Source organism: Nocardia wallacei, assembly GCF_029868745.1.
Taxonomy (GTDB): domain Bacteria; phylum Actinomycetota; class Actinomycetes; order Mycobacteriales; family Mycobacteriaceae; genus Nocardia; species Nocardia wallacei_B.
In genome coordinates this window covers 1-18,255 of the sequence record NZ_JARWOP010000235.1, presented here as the reverse complement: position 1 = coordinate 18,255, position 18,255 = coordinate 1, and the positions used below count along the sequence as shown (strand labels likewise).

Here is an 18,255-nt window from a genome sequence, read left to right as displayed (position 1 = left end):
GTTAACAACCCGCTAGGATCCGGATTCGGCCGATTGGTCGTCCGGTGATCCCGTCGACAGGAGATAGCTATATGTCGCCCGCCGCTGCTGAGCCGCCAGGAGTATTCGACGCTGTGCTGGCAGGGGGTCCCGCACACTCGCTCCTCGCCGAGGGCACCCAGCTCCGCCTGGATGCCGCACCCGTCGACTACATCCTGGTCGCACTGTATTTCGTCTTCGTTCTCGGCATCGGCCTGCTGGCCCGTCAGCGGGTGTCGTCGAGTATCGACTTCTTCCTGTCCGGTCGTTCGCTGCCGGCCTGGGTCACCGGCCTGGCGTTCATCTCCGCCAACCTCGGCGCGGTCGAGATCATGGGCATGTCGGCCAACGGCGCCCAGTACGGCATGCCGACCATGCATTACTTCTGGATCGGCGCGGTCCCGGCCATGCTGTTCCTCGGCGTGGTGATGATGCCGTTCTACTACGGCTCCAAGGTGCGCAGCGTGCCCGAGTTCATGCGCCGGCGCTTCGGTACCGGGGCGCATTTGGTCAACGCGATCAGTTTCGCGATCGCGCAGGTGCTCATCGCGGGCGTCAATCTATATCTGCTCGGCTCGATCCTGAACGTGCTGCTGGGCTGGCCGCTGTGGGTGTCGATCATCGTGGCCGCCGTGATCGTGCTGTCCTACATCACCCTCGGTGGTCTGTCGGCGGCGATCTACAACGAGGTGCTGCAGTTCTTCGTCATCGTGGCCGCGCTGTTGCCGCTGACCCTGGTGGGCTTGCACCGCGTCGGCGGCGTCGGCGGGTTGAAGGACAAGGTGCTGGGGCAGCCCGACGGTGCGGAGCAGTGGCACTCGTGGCCGGGCAACGAGTTGAGCGGATTCGGCAACAATGTCCTGTCGGTGGTCGGCATCGTGTTCGGTCTCGGCTTCGTGCTCTCGTTCGGCTACTGGACGACCAACTTCGTCGAGGTGCAGCGCGCGCTGGCAACGCATTCCATCTCCGCGGCCCGGCGCACCCCGATCATCGGCGCCTTCCCGAAGATGTTCATCCCGTTCATCGTCGTGATCCCCGGCATGATCGCCGCCATCCTGGTCCCGCAGATCGCCGACCTCAAGGCCACCGGCTCGGGCGACGCCACCTACAACCAGTCACTGCTGTATCTGATGAAGGCGGTGCTGCCGAACGGTCTGCTCGGCGTGGCGCTCGCGGGTCTGCTCGCGGCGTTCATGGCCGGTATGGCGGCCAACATCTCGGCGTTCAACACCGTATTCAGCTACGACCTGTGGCAGCAGTACGTGCGGAAGGACGCGCCGGACCAGTACTACCTGAACATCGGCCGCCTGGCCACGGTCGGCGCGACCGTGATCGCGATCGGCACGGCGTTCATCGCCGGCAACTTCTCGAACATGATGGACTACCTGCAGACGCTGTTCAGCTTCTTCAACGCGCCGCTGTTCGCGACGTTCATCCTCGGCATGTTCTGGAAGCGGATGACGCCCACGGCCGGTTGGGTCGGCCTGGTGTTCGGCACGCTGTCCGCGGTGGTGGTCTTCATCCTGCATCAGACCGACGTGTTCCACCTGTCGGGCCAGGGGTCGAGCTTCCTCGCCGCCGGTGTGGCGTTCGTGGTCGACATCGTGCTCAGCGTCATCGTCACCCAGGTGACCACGCCGAAGCCCGCGGCCGAACTCGTCGGCCTGGTCTACTCCGAGACGCCGAAGGAACAGCTGAACGACCCGGACGCCGCCTCGCTGCCCTGGTACCAGCGTCCGGTCCTGCTCGCCGGCATCGCCCTGGTGCTGGTGATCGCGCTGAATATCCTCGTCCGATAAGGAAGTGACGCAATGCTTTTCGACATTCGAACCATAGTCGGCACCCTGATCGGCCTCTACGGCGTGATCCTGGTGGTGACGGGACTGGTGAGCAATTCCGACGCCGACCTGGCCCGCTCCGGCGGCTGGAACACCAACCTGTGGTCCGGCATCGGCATGGTCGTGGTCTCCGTGGCCTTCCTCGCCTGGGTAATCCTGCGCCCGGTCAAGGAACTGGTCCACCAGACCGACACCCAACCCACCGAGACCCCCGAGTAAGGCGGCCGACCTGCGCACGACAGATCAGCGGAACAGCGCGGCGTTCGCGGCGGCCCAGGAAGCGAATGCGGTGGCACGACCGGTGAGGTCGGCGACCGTGCCGGTGGCGCTCTGCGGGTGATCGACTCGGGCGGCGAGGCCCTCGACAAACCACCGCGCGAAGAATTCGCCCATCGCCGGCTCGAGGCGGGCGGTGAGTTCGTCGGGGGACACCGTCACGAACGACAGCTCGCGGCCGATCGCCTCGGCCAGGAACTGGAGACGCGCTGCCCTGGTGAAGGTTTCGGGGCCGGTGAGTGTGTAGGTCGCGCCGAGGTGCCCGTCGCCGAGCAGCACGGTCGCGGCGACACGAGCGATGTCGTCCATGGCGATGGGGGCGTCCGCGGAGTCCGGATATGGTTCGCGCACTTCGCCTGTCGCACGAATCTGCTCCGCCCAGTCGGTGGCGTTCTCCATGAATTCGTACGCGTGCAGGTGAGTCCAGCCGACGCCCGACTTCTCGACCGCCCGCGCGATGGGCTGCCAGGTGGAGGTCTCGTCGCCGGACAGATCGACGATGTGCTCGATCCCCGCCGCGCGGGCCGAAGCGACTACCTCGGTGACGGTTTCGAGAGCCGGTGCGAGATACATCCGGTCGACACCCTCGAAAGCACGGGGAAGCGAGGACGGTCTCCGCAGGTAGCCCTCGACCACTTCGACCTCGGGCGGGAAGGCCGTGCGTTCCGGATGGTTCGACAGCGCGCGAATGTCGTCGGCGCCCAGGCGTACCAGGTGGTCGACGACCATGCGGCCGATATTTCCGGTGGCACCCGTAACGAGAATCTTCATAACTCCTACTCCGGCAAGGGGATTGACGGCGATTGAAAGTCGGCCCGGTGATCGATGGCCCACTGCGCGAAGCTGCGCGGTGACCCTCCGGTGATCCGGTGGAAGGTGTCGGTCGGTGGAACCGACCCGGTCCCGGTGACCGAGTCGGCCCGTAGCTCGAGCATCCAGTCGACGTACTCGTCCGGGTACCCGTTGCGGAGCCAGTGCTCGCGCACCTGCCCGGGAGTCAGTTCCTCGAATCGGATGACGTCGTCGATCGCAGCGGCGATGGCCCGAACCTGTTCGGCCTGAGTTACTTTGGCCGGTCCAGTGAGGGTGTACGCCGCGCCGACGTGCGCGTCCGTCAGTAAGGCCGCGGCGGCGACCTCGGCGATATCGGCTTCGTGGATCCACGGGTAGCCGGACGCGGGGTACGGTTCCCGGACGACGCGCTCGGTGCGAATGGACTCCGCCCAGCTCAGCGCATTGACCGCCAGCAGGCCGGGGCGCAGATGAGTCCATTCGGCGCCGGTGGCCTCGACCCACTGTTCGAGTTCCCGATGGGCACGCCGCTCTACCGCCAGGTGTCGTTTCAAATGCTTCAGGCCGGGATCGGCGGGCTCGTCGCCGGTGAAACCGGCCGCGGCGGCGGAATGCACCACGAAGCGGCGCGTGCCCGCCCGCGCCGCCCGGTCGATGAAGTGACCGCCGGGCGTATCGACGTCGTAGATGTGTGGGAACAGATAGACGCGCTCGACACCCTCGAGCACGTCGGGCCAGGTGTCGGGCTTCTCGAAGTCCCCATATCTGACATCCACCGAGCCGGGAAGGTGCGCGGCGTGCGGCGTGCGGGTCATGGCCCGTACTGCTTGCCCGGCGTCGACGAGCCGGTGAACGAGGCAGCGGCCGATATTTCCGGTCGCGCCGGTAACGAGAATGGTCATAGCACTCCTGGTCGTAACGTGCGGATCAGCGGAAGTCGCTCGCAGACGGCGCCCGTGCGCAGAGTCGTGGGGTCGTCGGGTAATCCCTGCTCGAACCGCTGTCTGCGCGAAGGTAGCGCGCGGAGAAGCGCCCGCGCACATGGTTGTCGGTCTTCCCACACACTGTTGCGCGCAGCGATTTTGTGCCATCTCCGGACGGAACGGCGCGAAAACCGTTGCGGGCAAAGGTATTTCAGCTGAGCAGCGATACAGCCGCGTCGCGGGCCTGCGCGATCGGGTCCGGGGTGACGTGCATGCCGTGGCACACCAGGGCGCCTTCGTGCAGCAGGGTGATGGTATCGGCCACGGTGTCCGGGTCCGGCGTAGGTCAATTCGCTGATGTTCCTGATGGCCCCGACCACCGCCGTCTGGGGTGCGGTGATGTTCGGCGAGTCCTTCACGGCAGTAACGGCGGTGGGCCTGGTCATCGCCACGTCCGCTGTTGTTGTCGTGAACATGCCGCGCGGCAACGCGGGTGACGGCGTTCGCCGCCGGGGCGGCGGGTGTGGTCGGCCCCCTCATACGTGCCCACCACACCCGCGTTCACCGACTTCCGTTTCTCCCGCGGCCCGGTGCCGGCACAGCGACGGGCAAGGCTTGGGCATTGTGCCGAAGCCGTTGTGCGGGAAGGGTTATGGAGTCAGCTGGCCGTACGGCGGCGGGACAATCCCACTATCACGTCGACGGCCAGGAATGCCAGCAGGCTGATGCCCAGCAACGGCGCGAACCAGCCGATCGCCACGGCGACGGCCGGCACCGTCACCATGAGATACAGCGGTGCGCGACGCAGCACTCCGCGGCGCGGCGGCCTGCCGAACGCGAACCGGCCGCCCGCCCGGGTGGGACGGCGGCGCCACCACATCAGGTAACCGCGCACGAGCACAGTGATCAGGGCGATCATCGTGACCAGCAACAGCAACTGATTGGCCAGACCGAACAGCATGCCCATGTGCAACTGGATGCCCCAGTTGGCGAGCTTGGCCATCAGCGGCCAATCGCTGTACCGGAGCACGTCGGTCACGTCGCCGGTGCGTCCGTCCACGGCGATCGAATCCTGCGTGTACACCCCGGACAATCGCCGTTCCTGCGCCACGAAGGCGGTGCCGTCCGCGGCCGGGATACTGATTTCCAGCGGCCCCTCCAGCCCGTGCCCTCGCGCGACCGCGTACACCTTGTCCGCCTGCGCGGCCCGGTCCGCAGGCACCGGTGCGCCCATCTCGTGGCCGCCGCCGTGTCCGGCGTGCTCACCCCCGGCGGCCACGGCGGGACCGGCGGTTCCCGGCAGGGTGGCGCCCACGGCCGGTTTGGTCCAGCTGAGTTCGGCACGCAGCTTCTCGATGTGACCACCGGCGTATGTCGACCAGGTCATGCCGGTCGCGGACAGGAAGAGCAACGGCAGCAGAATCCAGAAGCCCACGGCCGCATGCCAATTCAGCGTCCGATTGCGCCCCGTCCCGGACCGGTCGGGCCGCGCCAGCCAGCCGAGGGACCGCCGTTCCCGCCGTGACCGCACCCGCCGTATCCAGAGCACGAGTCCCGCCAGCGCGATCACCCACATCCACGAAGCGGCCATCTCACTGTAGAGACGCCCGGTCTCGCCCAAATGCAGATTCCGGTGCAGCAGATCGATCCAGGTGCGGGTGGGCAACGCACCCGAGCTGCCGTAAACCACGCTGGTGCCGACTGTTTCGGCCGTCGCCGGATCGACGAAGACCGCCCGTCGCTCGGACTCACCCAGCGCCGGATCGGTGAACACGACCCGCGTGGTATCGCCCGGACCCTGCGCGGGCGCAACAGCATTCAACGCCAGCCCCGGCTCCCGCGCCACCGCCGCCGCGATCTGCTCCGACAGTGGCCGCGCCGCCCCGGTCGAATCCACGTGCAGCAGATCGCGATCCACGATCGACTCCAGCGTGGGCGAGATCGCGTACAGCGCACCGGTGACCGCCGCGATCAGAATGAACGGCGCAACGAAAACTCCGGCATAGAAATGCAGCCGCATCGCCAGGGCGAATATCGCCCCACGCCTACGGCGGCCGCGATCCGGCGGCGCGGGCGCGCCGGACGCCTCCGGCGCACTCTGTGGTGGTTCCGTCGCGGGAACCGGTGAATCGGTAATGCTCAAGGGAAGTGCTCCTGTTCAAGAGGCACCCGCACGCACCGCTGCCGCCCGATGGCCCCGGGCCACCTGACCGGATGGCAACTCATGCTCGCCACCACCGCCTCGGCCAGCGGGCATCCGACTCGCGCTCACCGCCACAGCTCTGCAACTCGCGTGGCGGCTCGCGGTCGCCACTGTGGTCCTGCTGACCGAGCGGCAGGCTTGTGCTCATCAACGTGGCGTCGCCACTCGGCCGACGGACTCGTGCTCGCCCTGCTGCCGAGGCACCGGATTCGTCCGCAACGCGGGCCGGTGCCTGGTCGGCACCGTGTCCGTGCTGCGGCCTTGCGACCGGTCGCGATCCTGCTCCCGATGTGTGCCGAGATGGCACGGCGAGTGCGGCCGATCGTCGTCAGTGACGGGATCGTGCCGTGGTCACCGTGCCGCACATGTGGTTGTCGGATATGGTGCGGAGCAGCATTCATCATCCATGCGGCGAAAGGTCCCGGAGTACCGGAATTTCCGGCCTGCGGACATCACCCAGCCCTGATAAGAGCATTGTGATCTCGAAAGCCGTTCCAGCGTAGGGATTTTGCAGCTGGATGATCAGCCTGGACGTTCACGCGAGACAGTGTTGGATACGAAACGTGCGTACGGGTGTAGGGAATGTTCAGCCTCGAACAAGTAGCGGCGGGCCGCGCGTGCGGAAAGCGTCGGCGGCGAAGACCCGCAGGATCACTCGGTCGCGATGGGCGGTCCGCAGCAGTCGCGGGCCCGCGATCACGGGCGACCGCAACAGCTTCGGCAGCACCCGGGACAATGCCGTACCGATCCGGTACGCCGCCTCGGCCGCATGGATCACCACCGCGGCACACAACGCGGCGGCGATATGGGCGCACAGCATCACCGGCGTCCACATCGACTCACCATGCGACATACCCGCCATCCCGAACGACAGCACAGCGTGGCCGAGCAATTGCCCGCCGACCAGCGCTGCGGCCAGCGCGGACCGCGTATGACGCAACGGCCTCAGCCCGGCCACCAGCGCGCCGACCACCGTGCAGGCGGCCACGAGCAGCGCCACGGTGGCGGTCCCCACCGGCATCCCGCCCGATGCCCAGCCGTGCGCGGCCACGGAGAGCGCGCCGGAAACCGACCCGGCCGATCCCCCGCGCAACCGCGCGGTCGCCGTGCGGCGCATACGCACCGCCGCGGCGTCGCGGGCCGGGGATCGGCCGGAGTCGATAATCACCTGCTGATAATAACGGATTGTTTACCGTCAATTACCCGACCTCGCACAGCAATTCCACGCAGGACTACCCCGCGCCGGAACTACTCGGCGTCGGTCTCCATCTCCACGAGCGGTTTGCGAAGCAGTTTGCCGGTGGCATTGCGGGGGAGTTCGTCCAGGAAGATGACCTCGCGCGGAACCTTGTAGCGAGCGAGGTTCGCCTTGACGAATTCCTTGATCTCCTGCGGGTCGCGGGCGGAATCGGGTCCTGGGACGACGATGGCGCGCAACCGCTTACCGAATTCCCGATCCTCGACGCCGACGACGGCGGCCTCGAGCACATCGGGCCGGTTGGCGATGAGATGCTCGACTTCCTGCGGGAAGACGTTCTCGCCGCCGGAGACGATCATGTCGTCGTCGCGGCCGTCGATGAACAGCAGCCCGTTCTCGTCGAAGTGGCCGACGTCGCCCGAGGACATCATGCCGTCGACGGTCTCCTTGGTGCGGCCGTCGGTGTAGGCGGTGAACGAGTGCGCGTTGGCGATGAAGATCGTGCCGGTGACGTGCGGCTCGGTGATCTTCTTACGATTCTCGTCGTACAGGGCCAGGCGAATGCCGACCGGTGGGCGCCCGGCCGTGGTCGGTGCGATCCGCAAATCCTGCGGGCTCGCGACCGTGATCACGGCGCATTCGGTGGAGCCGTACACGTTGTAGAGGACGTCACCGAAGTAGTCGAGACTGCGCGTGACCACGTCCGGCGGGATCGCCGAGCCGGCGGCGAACAGCATGCGCAGCGACGACATGTCGTACCGGGCCAGCGTCTCCGCGGGCAGGTCGAGCATGCGTTGCAGCATCGTCGGCACCACCACGAGCGACGACGCCTGATACTTCGTGATGTTGGCGAGCGTCTTCTCCGGATCGAAACGCCGCTGCTGGAACACCATTCGGTTGCCCAGCGCCAGCCCGAGGGTGAACTGCGACAGTCCGGTGGCGTGGAAGATCGGCGCGGCCACCACCATGGTGCCGTTGCGCGGCAACGGAATTCGATCGAGGAACTGCGCGGAGATGAACGGGCTGACCTTCTCCCGCGGTGCGCCCTTGGGCGTGCCGGTGGTGCCGGAGGTCAGGATGATCATCCCGCCCGGCTTCTCCGGAGCCGGCACCGGATCGCCGGACCTGTTCTCCCGCAACGAATCCAGCGTCGGAATGGCCGGATCCACCCCGTCCTTCTCGTCCACCCACGTCAGAATGCGCGGGATGTCCGCCGGGATCGCGCTCATCAAGTCGACGAACTCGCTGTCGTGCAGGACCGCCTTCACCTGCTCGCGCGCGGCGACGTCGGCGAACTGCGGCTTGGCGAAACCGGTGTTCATCAGCACCGCGCGCACCCCGAGCTTGCCGGTGGCGGCCAGGCTCAGCACCATGCCGCGGTGGTCGCGGGCGAGCAGCCCCACGACATCGCCCTGCCCCAGACCCAGTGCGGCCAGGCCGCGCGCGACCTGATTGGACTGGGCATCGATCTCCGCGAAGGTGAGTTCCCCGCGTTCGTCGACGATGGCCGGTGCGTGCGCGTTGGTCTTGGCGGCGTGCATGATCACGCCCGCGAACGGGCCGAACTTGCCGACATTGAGCGCCGAGCCGATCGCGTGATCGGGCCGCAGCGGACTGAACAGCCCCCGCTTGCGCATGGCATTGACGCTGAGAGCCATATCTCCGGCCTTGCGGAGAGCCCCGCTGACTGACGGAAGGACAGCTGACATAGGTACAACCTTCCGCGGATTCCGCCGATCGGGCTGGCGGGACCGCAACATCGAGATCCAGTGCGCTGCTAACCCTAGCAAGCAGGTCAGACGGGATGTGGTCGGTGTCTCTGTAACCGAGAGTACGCGTATAACTGGACGGTCGATCTACCGTGTGGCGGGGTATTCGCTGAGCACTCGCCGCAGCAGTTTGCCGGTTGTATTGCGGGGGAGTTCATCGAGGAAGACGACCTCGCGCGGCACCTTGTAGCGGGCCAGGTTGCCCTTGACGTATGCCTTGATCTCGTCGGCGTCGGGTGTGACGCCCGGCTCGGGCACCACGAACGCGCGCAGCCGTTTGCCGAACTCCGCATCGTCCACTCCGATGACGGCGGCGTCGAACACATCGGGCCGCTCCAGCAGCAGGTTCTCGACCTCCTGCGGGAAGACGTTCTCGCCGCCGGAGACGATCATGTCGTCGTCGCGGCCGTCGACGAACAGCAGGCCGTGCTCGTCGAAATGGCCGACATCGCCGGAGGACATGTAGTCGCCGATGATCTGCTTGTGCCGGCCGTCGGTGTAGCCCTTGAACGGCGCGCCGGAGCGGATGAAGATGCGGCCGGTGACGTGCCGGTCGCGGATGCGACGGCCGTCGTCGTCGAACAGCGCGACCTCGCAGGTGGTGGGCGCGCGCCCGGCGGTGCCGGGTGCGATGGCCAGGTCCGCCGGTTGCGCCACGGTCGCGACCGCGCATTCGGTCGAGCCGTACAGGTTGTAGACGACCGGGCCGAACGCCTCGGTGGCGCGCAGGGTCAGCTCCGGTGACAGCGCCGAACCGGCCAGCACGATCGACTTCAGCGACGACAGGTCGTACTTCGCCCGGATCGCCGGATCCAGTTCCACCATGCGGTGCAGCATGGTCGGTACCGCGACCAGCATCTCCACCCGATGTTCGGCGATCTTGCGCAGCGTCGTCTCGGCGTCGAAACGGCGGATCAGCACCACCTCGTTGCCGAGACCCGCGGCCACCAGCCAGGTCGCCTGGCCGGTGCTGTGGAAGATGGGCGAGACGATCATCATCCGGCCCTGGCGCGGGAACGGCAGCCGGTCGATCACCTGCACCGTGGACAGCGGCGAAACCTTGTCGCGCGGAGCGCCTTTCGACAATCCGGTGGTGCCGCTGGTGAGGATGATGAAGCCGCCGGGCTTGTCGGGCAGCGGCAGGGGAGCGCTGGAGTTGGCGGCGATGAGGGCCTCGACGGTGGTGGCGCCCTCGGGCGCCTCGTGGCCCTCGTCGACCCAGGTGAGCACGCGCGGCAGCTCCGGCGGCAGCGCGTCGAGCAGTCCGACGAATTCGCTGTCGTGCAGCACCGCCTTGACGTTCTCGCGCTGGCAGACCTCGGCGAACTGTGGCTTCGCGAAGCCGGTGTTCATCAACGCCAGCCGGGCGCCGAGCTTGCCGGCCGCCGCCATCGCCAGCAGCAGGCCGCGGTGGTCGCGGGCCAGGATGCCGAGCACCGTGCCCGGCGTGATGCCGAGGCCGCGCAACCCGTGTGCCAGCGCGTTCGAGCCCTCGTCCAGCTCCCGGTAGGTCAGCGCGCCGCGCTCGTCGACGGCGGCCACGTTGGCGGGCCAGGTTCGGGCGGCATGCCGGACCATGGTCGCCTGCGGGCCCAGGACGCGCGACTCCTTGATGGTCCGCAGCGTCTCCACCGGATCGCGGGGATCGATGAAACCGCGCGTCCGCAACACGTTCAACCCGCGCAGCGCCTCCACCGTGTGGGCCGTCCTGCGCTGCACTTCCTCCAGAATCGAGGTCACCTCGAACACCTCCGCGTGCCCCACGTGCGACATCGCACGCAACCCGTCCGTGTTGTGGAAGGTAGCAGTCGGGTGTGACCTGGGATACACAAATTCGGCCAAGTCGGGCGGCCCGTTCTACCCGCCGCGCACGCATTTGTCGTACAGGTCGGGGAAGCGGCCGTCGGGGTCGTAGGCGGCCTTCAGCCGGTGGTAGGTGCCGCCGCCGTACAGCTGCCAGAATTCCTCTTCGCCGTAGTGGGCCGTCGAGTACAGCGGTTTTCGGCCGCCGAGTTCGGTGATCTTCCGCTCGATCAGCCGGTTGTGGTGGCCCGGCGCCTGACCGCGGCGTAACCGGACCGGCGCCCAGAAGCCGACGCTGACGAACAGGCGGCCGGTCTCGATCGGATACAGGCTCGCGGGCCTGCGCATGACGAAAGGGCACAGCCAGACCGGTGCGATGCCGACCTCGCGATCGAAGAACTCCAGGAATTCCGGCACCGTCTCCACCGGCAGGTCCGCGTCCTGCAACACCCATTCCACCGGGCGCCCGACCGCGGCGAGGGCACGGTCGACGCGGCCGTCGCGCCGCGCCCACATCTGCAGGCGGCGCAGGGTCTCGGCATTGCGGTAGCGCTGCGGCCAAAGTTGCCGCACCACAGGGTTTTCCAGGCCGAACGACTTCGAGGTCCAGTACAGATCGGTGTCCCAGCGCCACAGATAGTCGCGGATGGCGAGGTAATCCTCGGTGTGGGAACGGACGGCGTGGTAGTAGATCCGCCGGCCGGTGTAGTCCGACAGGTAGGGCGCGGTGTCGGTGAAGGTGCCCAGGCTGAGATAGACCGCGTCCGGGCCGAAGTAGGTGCCGTCCACGAAATCGACTCGCTCCCCGTCGAACTCGCGGATCTCGGTGATCTTGCGCAGTGCCGATACCCACTCGCCGGTCGAGCCCGTCCGCACGTGTCGCAGCCGGACGAACCGTTGTGCCGGTTCCAGATCGATCCGTAGCCGCAGGGCGTAGCCGAGACAGCCGTAGGAGTGCGGGAAGGCGTGGAAGAGTTCGGCGTGCTCGTTGTCCGCGGTGGCCGTCACGATGCGTCCGTCGCCGGTCAGGATCTCCATCTCGGTGACGCTGTCGTGCGGCAGACCGGCACGGAACGAGGAGGATTCGGCGCCCGTGCCCACGACCGCGCCGCCGAGGGTGATGGTCTTGCAGTCCAGCACCAGCGGCGGCAGCATGCGCTGGGCGAGGGCCGCGTCGGCGATGGTCTCATAGGTCGCCATGCCCTCGACCTCGGCCGTGCGACTGCCCGGATCGACAGTCAGCACCCGGTCGAATGTCCGGACGTCCAGGCCGTTTCCGCGCTGGACGCGGGGCCGCCACAGGTTGGAGGTGGACTTGACCAGGTGTACCGGCTCGCCGGCCGGTAGTGCCTCGAACCTGTCGTGCAGTTCGGCGACATCCCGGCGATGGCGGGCGATCGCTATATCGGACGGTATTTCGGACATGGCATCCCCACTCACTTGTCGTGCGAATCTGCCTGCGCTGGTGCGCTTTCAGGCCTGTCTCGACCGCGGAACCCCAGCATGACACGCACCTCCGACACATTCCGCCGATTCCGCGTGTCCCGACTTTTCGGCCCGGCGCGTCTCCGGCCGGAACGCAGCCCGGGCGCCGGGAGCGCACCGCGCGGCCGCATCACCGCTTAGTGTGAGCGGCATGCGTATCGCGGTGTTGACGATGCTCGTGCTCCTGGCGGCCGGTTGCTCCCTGACGAAAGACGGCGAGCCACATCCCGTTTCCGATGCCGTCACGCAAGCGCCCGCCCGCGGCGCCTCGTTCGCCGACGTCGCCGCCTGGGTGCAGGCCGGAAAACCGGTCGACACCGCACAGTTCGGCACCGCCACCCGAGACGGCAAGTCCACACCGCTCAACGGCGATATCGCCTTCGTCAGCCCCACCGGAAAGATCAAGTGCACCACCGATTTCCGCGGCCGCGTCGACGACTTGAGCTGTCTGGTGGAGCTTCAGCACCCGCCCACTCGCCCCCCTGGCGAGTACATCGGCAACTGGGTTCCCAACTGGATCGACTACTCGGGCGCAGCCCTCTCCGTCGGCTCCCTGCACGGTGACCCGGGCCCCTTCATTCTTGGGGACGGCGCGCCCCTGCCCTACGGCAGCCGCATCACTGCCAAGGACTACACCTGCCGCCTCGAAACAGACGGCCTCGTATGCATTCACACAGTGGTGAAATCCGGTGCGCGAATAAGTGATGCGGGCGTCGTCCCGTTCGGTTGCCTGCGCGAGAAGACGGCCGACCCGAAAGAGAATGTCGGCCAGGCCTTCGGTTGCTGAGTGCCGCCGTCCTCCTCGACGCCGAGAGGTCGCTCGCTCCGGCACGGTCGGCTACCGTAATCGGAGCTTCGGGTGGAGGAGGACGGGGTTGGGTAACACGCTGGTGCACGGGCAGGTCTTCGCCGGCTATCGCATCGAACGGTTGCTGGGTGTCGGCGGCATGGGGGAGGTGTATCTCGCGCACGACCGTGATCTGCCGCGGTTCGTCGCGTTGAAGCTGCTCAGCCATGCCATGGCCGGTGATCCGGATGTCCGGGCGCGATTCCAACGCGAGGCGGATACCGTGGCGCGGCTGGCACATCCGAACATCGTCGCCATTCACGCGCGCGGTGAGCACGAGGGCCGGCTGTGGATCGCGATGGAGTACGTCGACGGCACCGATGTCGCGGCCGTGGTGCGCAATGGTCCGATCCCGCCGGAACAATCGGTGCGGATCATTACCGAAACCGCCCGTGCATTGGACCATGCCCATGCGGCCGGGATCCTGCATCGTGACGTCAAACCGGCCAATATCCTGCTCGCGCGCGGCCCGCAGCAGCGAGTACTGCTCGCCGACTTCGGCATCGCCAAGGCCCTCGACGAGTCCGTCGGCCTCACCCGCACCGGCGACGTCTACGCCAGCCTCCAATACGCCGCGCCCGAACAGTTCGACGTCGGCACACCGGTCGATCACCGCACCGACGTATACGCGCTCGGCGGCACGCTCTGCCACATGCTCACCGGCGATCACCCGTATCCCGGAACCAACTCCGCCCAGCTCATCACCGCCCACCTGCACCAGCCCCCGCCGGTGCCGAGCCACCGAAATCCCGCGCTGCCACCGGGTTTCGACGCCGTGATAGCGCGTGCGCTGGCCAAGGACCCGCGACAGCGGTTCGGCAGCTGTGGAGAACTGGCCGCCGAGGCGGCAAATGCGCTGGCGGGCAGGCATATTCCGCAACCGGCGGCCTTCACCCCCGCGCACCCGATGGCCTTCGCGCCCTCGGCATCGTCGGTGCCGAAGCGTCGCCGCCGCGGAATGTTCATCGCCGCGGTGCTGGGTATCGTCCTGGTCCTCGGCGGTGCTGCCACGACTGTTGTTCTGGTGCTGCACAATTCGTCCAGCAAACAGCACGAGCAACAGTCCGCCGAAGCAGCACGCGAGGCGGCCCGCGTGTTCGCCTGCGACTTCGGTCGCACCATGATGACCTACGACTACAAAAATCTCGATTTGTACAAGAAGTCGCTCGACGACGGCGCGGCGGGGGATCTCCAGGCTCAGTTCGACAGCTCGTGGCCCACGCTGCAAGGCGCCATGACCCAGAGCCAGGTGTCTTCTCAGGCCAGCGATGCCCAGTGCTACTTCAAGTCCGGTGACTCGACCCGCGCGGAAATCGCCGCACTACTCACCCAGACGCTCCGCAACGTGAGCACCAGCTCGAGTCCACAAGCCAAACAAGTCCCGCTCACCATGACCGTCGAATATCTCGACGGCCGCTGGCAATGCACCAAGATGGACACGCCCCAGCCACCGAACTGACCTGCCGTTAACCGATTCCCGCCTTATGTCCGCCGATATTCCGCGAGCACCCGCCGGACGGCCTCGGTAACCGGCAGTTCCTCGGTGAGCGCCGTCCAGGTGTACGCATCGTGCTCTTGAAGCAGCACCGGTTCAGTGTCGCTCACATCGACTGCGAAGTTGAACTGCCGGGCCTTCTTCCCGCTGCCGGATTCATAGTCGAAACTACCGAGGTAGCTGCGTATAGCAGTCACCCCGAGCCCCGTCTCTTCCTTGACCTCACGAATCAAGGCATGATCGAGCGATTCGCCGGATTCGACTTTCCCACTGGGCAACTCCCAGATACCGCCCATGAAGTCGTCCTCAGGCCGCTGAAGGAGCAGCACCCTACCGGCATGCTGGACGACCCCACCAACGACGAGTTGCTGCACGCCGTCGCTGGCCGCGTCGATGGTCAGTTGTTCGATCAAAGCAGGATCCACGAGATCATCCTTTCGGTTCAGCGATGTGCTGGATCACATTGCTCGTGCCACGAGTCAAATATCGAGTTCTTTGCTCCCGGCCGGTACGCTGTCATCTTCGAAGTAGGCGAACAATCCATAGCAATGCCGCTGACATCAAGTCCGCGTAGAGTTCGGAGTTCTACGGCCGTTCTAGGCCGGTGTTTCGGTGTCTCTTGTTCGTCTAGTCGCGGGTGCGTTCTCGTCCGCCGCGCTCGCGGCTACGTTCCTCTCTGCCGCCGCGAGTCCGGCCCGCTTGCGGGGGTTCCCGGTGCGGGAGTTCGATTCCGGGTGTCGGTCGGGTGACATGCAATATGTCGGCGACTTCTCGTGTCATCTCGCCGGGTTGTCGATTGTCCGCTAATTCGCGTGCTCGTCGCGCTTCGAGTGCGAGCCGGTCGGCTGCCTCACGCTGTTTCTGCCGGGCTTTCTCGTCGGCCTGGTCGCGCTCATGCTGCTGCAATTTCTCGGCTGCGTCGGTTTCGTCCCGCACCCGTGCCGAGTCGCCTTGGCTCGGTTCCCGGTCCCGAGACAGCAGCGCTCGGTACTTCTCCGCGAACTCCCGAGCTACCCGCTCGGCCGCTTCGCGCTGTACCCGTTCGCGTTCCTCACGGGCCTTACGCTCGCGTTCGGCCTTGGCGCGTTCCTGACGCGCTTTCTCTTCTCGGGCTTTCCTCTCCGCCCTTACTCTGGCCCTTTCTTCTTTCTCCCGGCGCTTGCGCTGTCTTTCCAGGTTCTTCGCTACCGTCAACGCAAGCCGGAATTGCTCGCGCGACACTTCCTGAACCCTGAATTGCCGAGCATACTTTTCTCGGAGTTCTTTAAATCTCTCCCGAACCTCTTTATCTATCCGAGCGCCTGCTACGACTGTCCAGCCGATTTCGTAACCTCGCTGCATCAAGTATTCTTCTTGACCAGCTGAGGGAGAGCCTTCTCTTTGTCGACTCTGCCTGATTTGTACTCCTGCCCTTCGCGAGCTTTCGTGTTGGATATATCGTGAACCCTGACGCCGCTCGGCGTCTGGTGCCGTACTTCCTTCTCGTAACCGCGCTCAGCGGTCTGGCCGCGTATGAAGGCCATACCATCCCGGAATCGGTTACCAACTTCTCGGGATCTCTGCCATTGGTTCCTGGCTTCGCGGTAGCCTTGGCGGTCGCGAGCATTGAGCCCTTGAAACCATTTGCCTCCGACGTAGTGCCGATAGTCTTTCTCTAGCCGTTCATTCCATTCATACCCCATAACCCCCCTTTGGTGACCTATGACGATTCTTGTATTCTCAGCCACTCATGAAGGGAAGGCTTCCCGGCTTCAACCCAACTCTTATGAGTTTCGATACTGTTGGAGTAGATCCCAGACCAGTAATCCCCCCACTTTCGATGTACGGCGGCGGTAACGAGATTCGCTGTGTCTAGATACGCGTCACTCCATTCATCGCGAATCACGGGGCCGAAATCGGAGTAGCGTTCGCCGCTCATTTCGGGAACGTTGTACCATTCTCCGTCGAAGTTTCGCCGGAACACTTCGCCGATAAACCGGGTGAGCTGATCAGCGATATCCCGATTCTCGGGCTTGTCTACGTCATCCATTGATGAGAACCGGTCCAATGCATATCGCTCCGCACGGTCTAGCCCTTCGGGTGACCATGGATTGTCCGGTATATCCGGAACTGTTTCGTTCAGTAACTTGTAAATCTGAGCGTTCATTCGAATGGGGTCAACCCATTCGAGCCATTTCGGGTCTTGCTGGTCGCGTTCCTTCTGTTCAAGCTCGGCTTGTGTGTACGTCCGGTAATCGCCCATTTTGTCGATCCCCTCAGCTCATCAGTTCTGGATGCCTTCGGAGCCTAATAGGTCCGGCCTGAGTCGGGCTTGATTCAGTGTCCATCGGGCGAAACTCATTCGCGGAGAGATAGTTTCGATCTCGTCGAAGTACAGCACCCCGTTCAACTCGAGCGGGCTCAGGTGTTGCGGTGACGGAGTGATCACGGCATCTACATCGGCAGTACGCACCTGGTCCGCTAGCGGGGTGAGCGATGGTTCAGGCCAGACGTTCAGGTACCCGAGCGAGCGCGCCTGGCGTTGCACCTGAGCGCGGTCCCACATCAGCGCGTCGGACACCTCCGGATCTACCCATCCCAATGCGGTCGGTCGAAAGCGCATCGTTTTGTACTCCCGTCGCCATGTAGTCGGCGTGCTAGAGGCGTCCGCAGAGGAAGAACCGGGCCGGGGGTGAGTTGATTGGCTGCAACCCCCTCTGCGAAGCCAGTAACGAGCATCCGTGACCCGCAGGTGAGTTCGGAGGACTAGCGTGTTTGCACGTGTTCGCAGATTCGGACGTGACCGGAACACTGTTGCGTGAACTTCGCACAGTGGCCGGTATCGGCCTGCGTCGTATGGCTGAGAAAACCCACTACTCACCGGCGTATCTGTCGCAGATAGAGAACGGGCAACGCCCGGTGCCCGAGGGGGTGGCCGCTGCGTATCGCCGCGTGCTGGGTGATGATCCAGTGGCGGGCAGGCTCAGCGCTATAGCCACCGATCCGGACGGGACCGGTGCTGCCGATGTGGCTGTCATCCTGGAGCGCACCCGACACCTAGAAGACCGGATAGGCGCGGCTCCCGTCCTTCCTGTGGTACGCGGAATTGATACTCTCGCAAGAGGTTTGGATAACGGCTTAGCGTCCGAAGTCACGCGGTACCGGGGTTGGCTGGAGCACGCCACGGGTCAGCGGGCGATTGCCGACAAAGTTCTCGCCGACGCGGCCGAACTGGCACAGGACGGACCGCAACGAGCACACGCGTTGTCGTTCCGGTCGCTCACGGCTCGGCACACCGGGGACCTTGCGAAGGCACTCGACCTTGCCGACGCGACGCTCGCCGAGGACGGCGTGAGGTTCACCCCGGGGAGTGGACACCGAGTTAGCGGGATGGTTGTTCCCGCTGGTTAGGATGTCTGTGTGCCTCCTCGTAAGCGTCGGTCGTTCACGGCCGAGTACAAGGTCGAGGCTGCGCATCGTGTGATCGATTCGGGTCGCACGGTCGCTGAAGTTGCCCGGGAGCTGGGTATTCACGAGAGTCTGCTGGGGACGTGGGTCAAAGATGAGCGGCGCAGGATCGCCGCGGCCGAGATCCACGGGGAAAAGCCCTTGGATGCTGCGGAGCGGGC

17 protein-coding genes are annotated in these 18,255 nt (G+C 65.7%); 6 read left to right on the top strand and 11 right to left on the bottom strand.

Annotated elements, in window-relative coordinates; translation table 11 throughout:
• Positions 1 to 71: 71 nt before the first annotated feature.
• Together QH470_RS20235 and QH470_RS20230 are read left to right on the top strand one after the other, a co-directional pair.
• Positions 72 to 1,817 carry a sodium:solute symporter family protein gene (locus QH470_RS20235; RefSeq protein ID WP_425302717.1) on the top strand — a complete coding sequence of 582 codons (1,746 nt, stop codon included), beginning with the start codon at positions 72 to 74 and terminating at the stop codon, positions 1,815 to 1,817.
• Between the two features lie 12 nt (positions 1,818 to 1,829).
• Positions 1,830 to 2,075 carry a hypothetical protein gene (locus tag QH470_RS20230; RefSeq protein WP_280273961.1) on the top strand — a complete coding sequence of 82 codons (246 nt, stop codon included), beginning with the start codon at positions 1,830 to 1,832 and terminating at the stop codon, positions 2,073 to 2,075.
• A 24-nt stretch (positions 2,076 to 2,099) separates the two neighbouring features.
• Here QH470_RS20230 and QH470_RS20225 read toward each other — a convergent pair whose 3' ends face one another.
• From QH470_RS20225 to QH470_RS20190, 7 genes are all read right to left on the bottom strand, one after another.
• Complete coding sequence (locus tag QH470_RS20225; RefSeq protein ID WP_280273960.1) at positions 2,100 to 2,903, bottom strand: NAD(P)H-binding protein; 804 nt, start codon at positions 2,901 to 2,903, stop codon at positions 2,100 to 2,102.
• 5 nt (positions 2,904 to 2,908) lie between these two features.
• On the bottom strand, positions 2,909 to 3,826 hold the full coding sequence (locus QH470_RS20220) for an NAD(P)H-binding protein (protein ID WP_280273959.1): 918 nt from the start codon (positions 3,824 to 3,826) through the stop codon (positions 2,909 to 2,911).
• Positions 3,827 to 4,505: 679 nt separating this feature from the next.
• Entirely contained in the window at positions 4,506 to 5,990 is a 1,485-nt protein-coding gene (locus QH470_RS20210) for a PepSY-associated TM helix domain-containing protein (protein WP_280273958.1), read from the bottom strand.
• Between the two features lie 646 nt (positions 5,991 to 6,636).
• A complete protein-coding gene (locus tag QH470_RS20205) occupies positions 6,637 to 7,218 on the bottom strand; it encodes a hypothetical protein (protein ID WP_280273957.1) in 582 nt (193 codons plus the stop codon).
• An 80-nt stretch (positions 7,219 to 7,298) separates the two neighbouring features.
• Complete coding sequence (locus QH470_RS20200) at positions 7,299 to 8,906, bottom strand: acyl-CoA synthetase (RefSeq protein ID WP_280273956.1); 1,608 nt, start codon at positions 8,904 to 8,906, stop codon at positions 7,299 to 7,301.
• A gap of 198 nt (positions 8,907 to 9,104) precedes the next feature.
• Positions 9,105 to 10,757, bottom strand: a complete 1,653-nt coding sequence (locus QH470_RS20195; protein WP_425302716.1) for an acyl-CoA synthetase — start codon at positions 10,755 to 10,757, stop codon at positions 9,105 to 9,107.
• Between the two features lie 117 nt (positions 10,758 to 10,874).
• Positions 10,875 to 12,245, bottom strand: coding sequence for an FAD-binding oxidoreductase (locus QH470_RS20190; protein WP_280273955.1), 1,371 nt, complete (start codon positions 12,243 to 12,245; stop codon positions 10,875 to 10,877).
• Positions 12,246 to 12,456: 211 nt separating this feature from the next.
• Between QH470_RS20190 and QH470_RS20185 the strand changes: the two genes are divergently transcribed.
• The gene (locus QH470_RS20185; RefSeq protein WP_280273954.1) at positions 12,457 to 13,092 is read left to right on the top strand and encodes a hypothetical protein; all 636 of its coding nucleotides are present in this window, start codon (positions 12,457 to 12,459) and stop codon (positions 13,090 to 13,092) included.
• 88 nt (positions 13,093 to 13,180) lie between these two features.
• Complete coding sequence (locus QH470_RS20180; protein WP_280273953.1) at positions 13,181 to 14,611, top strand: serine/threonine-protein kinase; 1,431 nt, start codon at positions 13,181 to 13,183, stop codon at positions 14,609 to 14,611.
• Between the two features lie 23 nt (positions 14,612 to 14,634).
• Here QH470_RS20180 and QH470_RS20175 read toward each other — a convergent pair whose 3' ends face one another.
• The 4 genes from QH470_RS20175 to QH470_RS20160 form a co-directional block, all read right to left on the bottom strand.
• Positions 14,635 to 15,072 carry an NUDIX domain-containing protein gene (locus tag QH470_RS20175; protein ID WP_280273952.1) on the bottom strand — a complete coding sequence of 146 codons (438 nt, stop codon included), beginning with the start codon at positions 15,070 to 15,072 and terminating at the stop codon, positions 14,635 to 14,637.
• A gap of 202 nt (positions 15,073 to 15,274) precedes the next feature.
• On the bottom strand, positions 15,275 to 15,868 hold the full coding sequence (locus QH470_RS20170) for a hypothetical protein (RefSeq protein WP_280273951.1): 594 nt from the start codon (positions 15,866 to 15,868) through the stop codon (positions 15,275 to 15,277).
• Positions 15,869 to 16,346: 478 nt separating this feature from the next.
• On the bottom strand, positions 16,347 to 16,889 hold the full coding sequence (locus tag QH470_RS20165) for a hypothetical protein (RefSeq protein WP_280273950.1): 543 nt from the start codon (positions 16,887 to 16,889) through the stop codon (positions 16,347 to 16,349).
• A gap of 21 nt (positions 16,890 to 16,910) precedes the next feature.
• Entirely contained in the window at positions 16,911 to 17,207 is a 297-nt protein-coding gene (locus tag QH470_RS20160; protein ID WP_280273949.1) for a hypothetical protein, read from the bottom strand.
• 200 nt (positions 17,208 to 17,407) lie between these two features.
• On the opposite strand from QH470_RS20160, the gene QH470_RS20155 reads away from it, so the two are divergent.
• Positions 17,408 to 18,037, top strand: coding sequence for a helix-turn-helix domain-containing protein (locus QH470_RS20155; RefSeq protein WP_280273948.1), 630 nt, complete (start codon positions 17,408 to 17,410; stop codon positions 18,035 to 18,037).
• 9 nt (positions 18,038 to 18,046) lie between these two features.
• Positions 18,047 to 18,255 (top strand): transposase (locus QH470_RS20150; RefSeq protein WP_280273947.1); only part of this gene is annotated, 209 nt, incomplete at its 3' end.

Bases quoted from the DNA above. Each gene is read 5' to 3' on its own strand.
- QH470_RS20185 (WP_280273954.1), top strand. From the start codon at position 12,457: ATGCGTATCGCGGTGTTGACGATGCTCGTGCTCCTGGCGGCCGGTTGC.
- QH470_RS20230 (WP_280273961.1), top strand. From the start codon at position 1,830: ATGCTTTTCGACATTCGAACCATAGTCGGCACCCTGATCGGCCTCTAC.
- QH470_RS20235 (WP_425302717.1), top strand. From the start codon at position 72: ATGTCGCCCGCCGCTGCTGAGCCGCCAGGAGTATTCGACGCTGTGCTG.
- QH470_RS20165 (WP_280273950.1), bottom strand. From the start codon at position 16,889: ATGGGCGATTACCGGACGTACACACAAGCCGAGCTTGAACAGAAGGAA.
- QH470_RS20220 (WP_280273959.1), bottom strand. From the start codon at position 3,826: ATGACCATTCTCGTTACCGGCGCGACCGGAAATATCGGCCGCTGCCTC.
- QH470_RS20200 (WP_280273956.1), bottom strand. From the start codon at position 8,906: ATGGCTCTCAGCGTCAATGCCATGCGCAAGCGGGGGCTGTTCAGTCCG.
- QH470_RS20190 (WP_280273955.1), bottom strand. From the start codon at position 12,245: ATGTCCGAAATACCGTCCGATATAGCGATCGCCCGCCATCGCCGGGAT.
- QH470_RS20225 (WP_280273960.1), bottom strand. From the start codon at position 2,903: ATGAAGATTCTCGTTACGGGTGCCACCGGAAATATCGGCCGCATGGTC.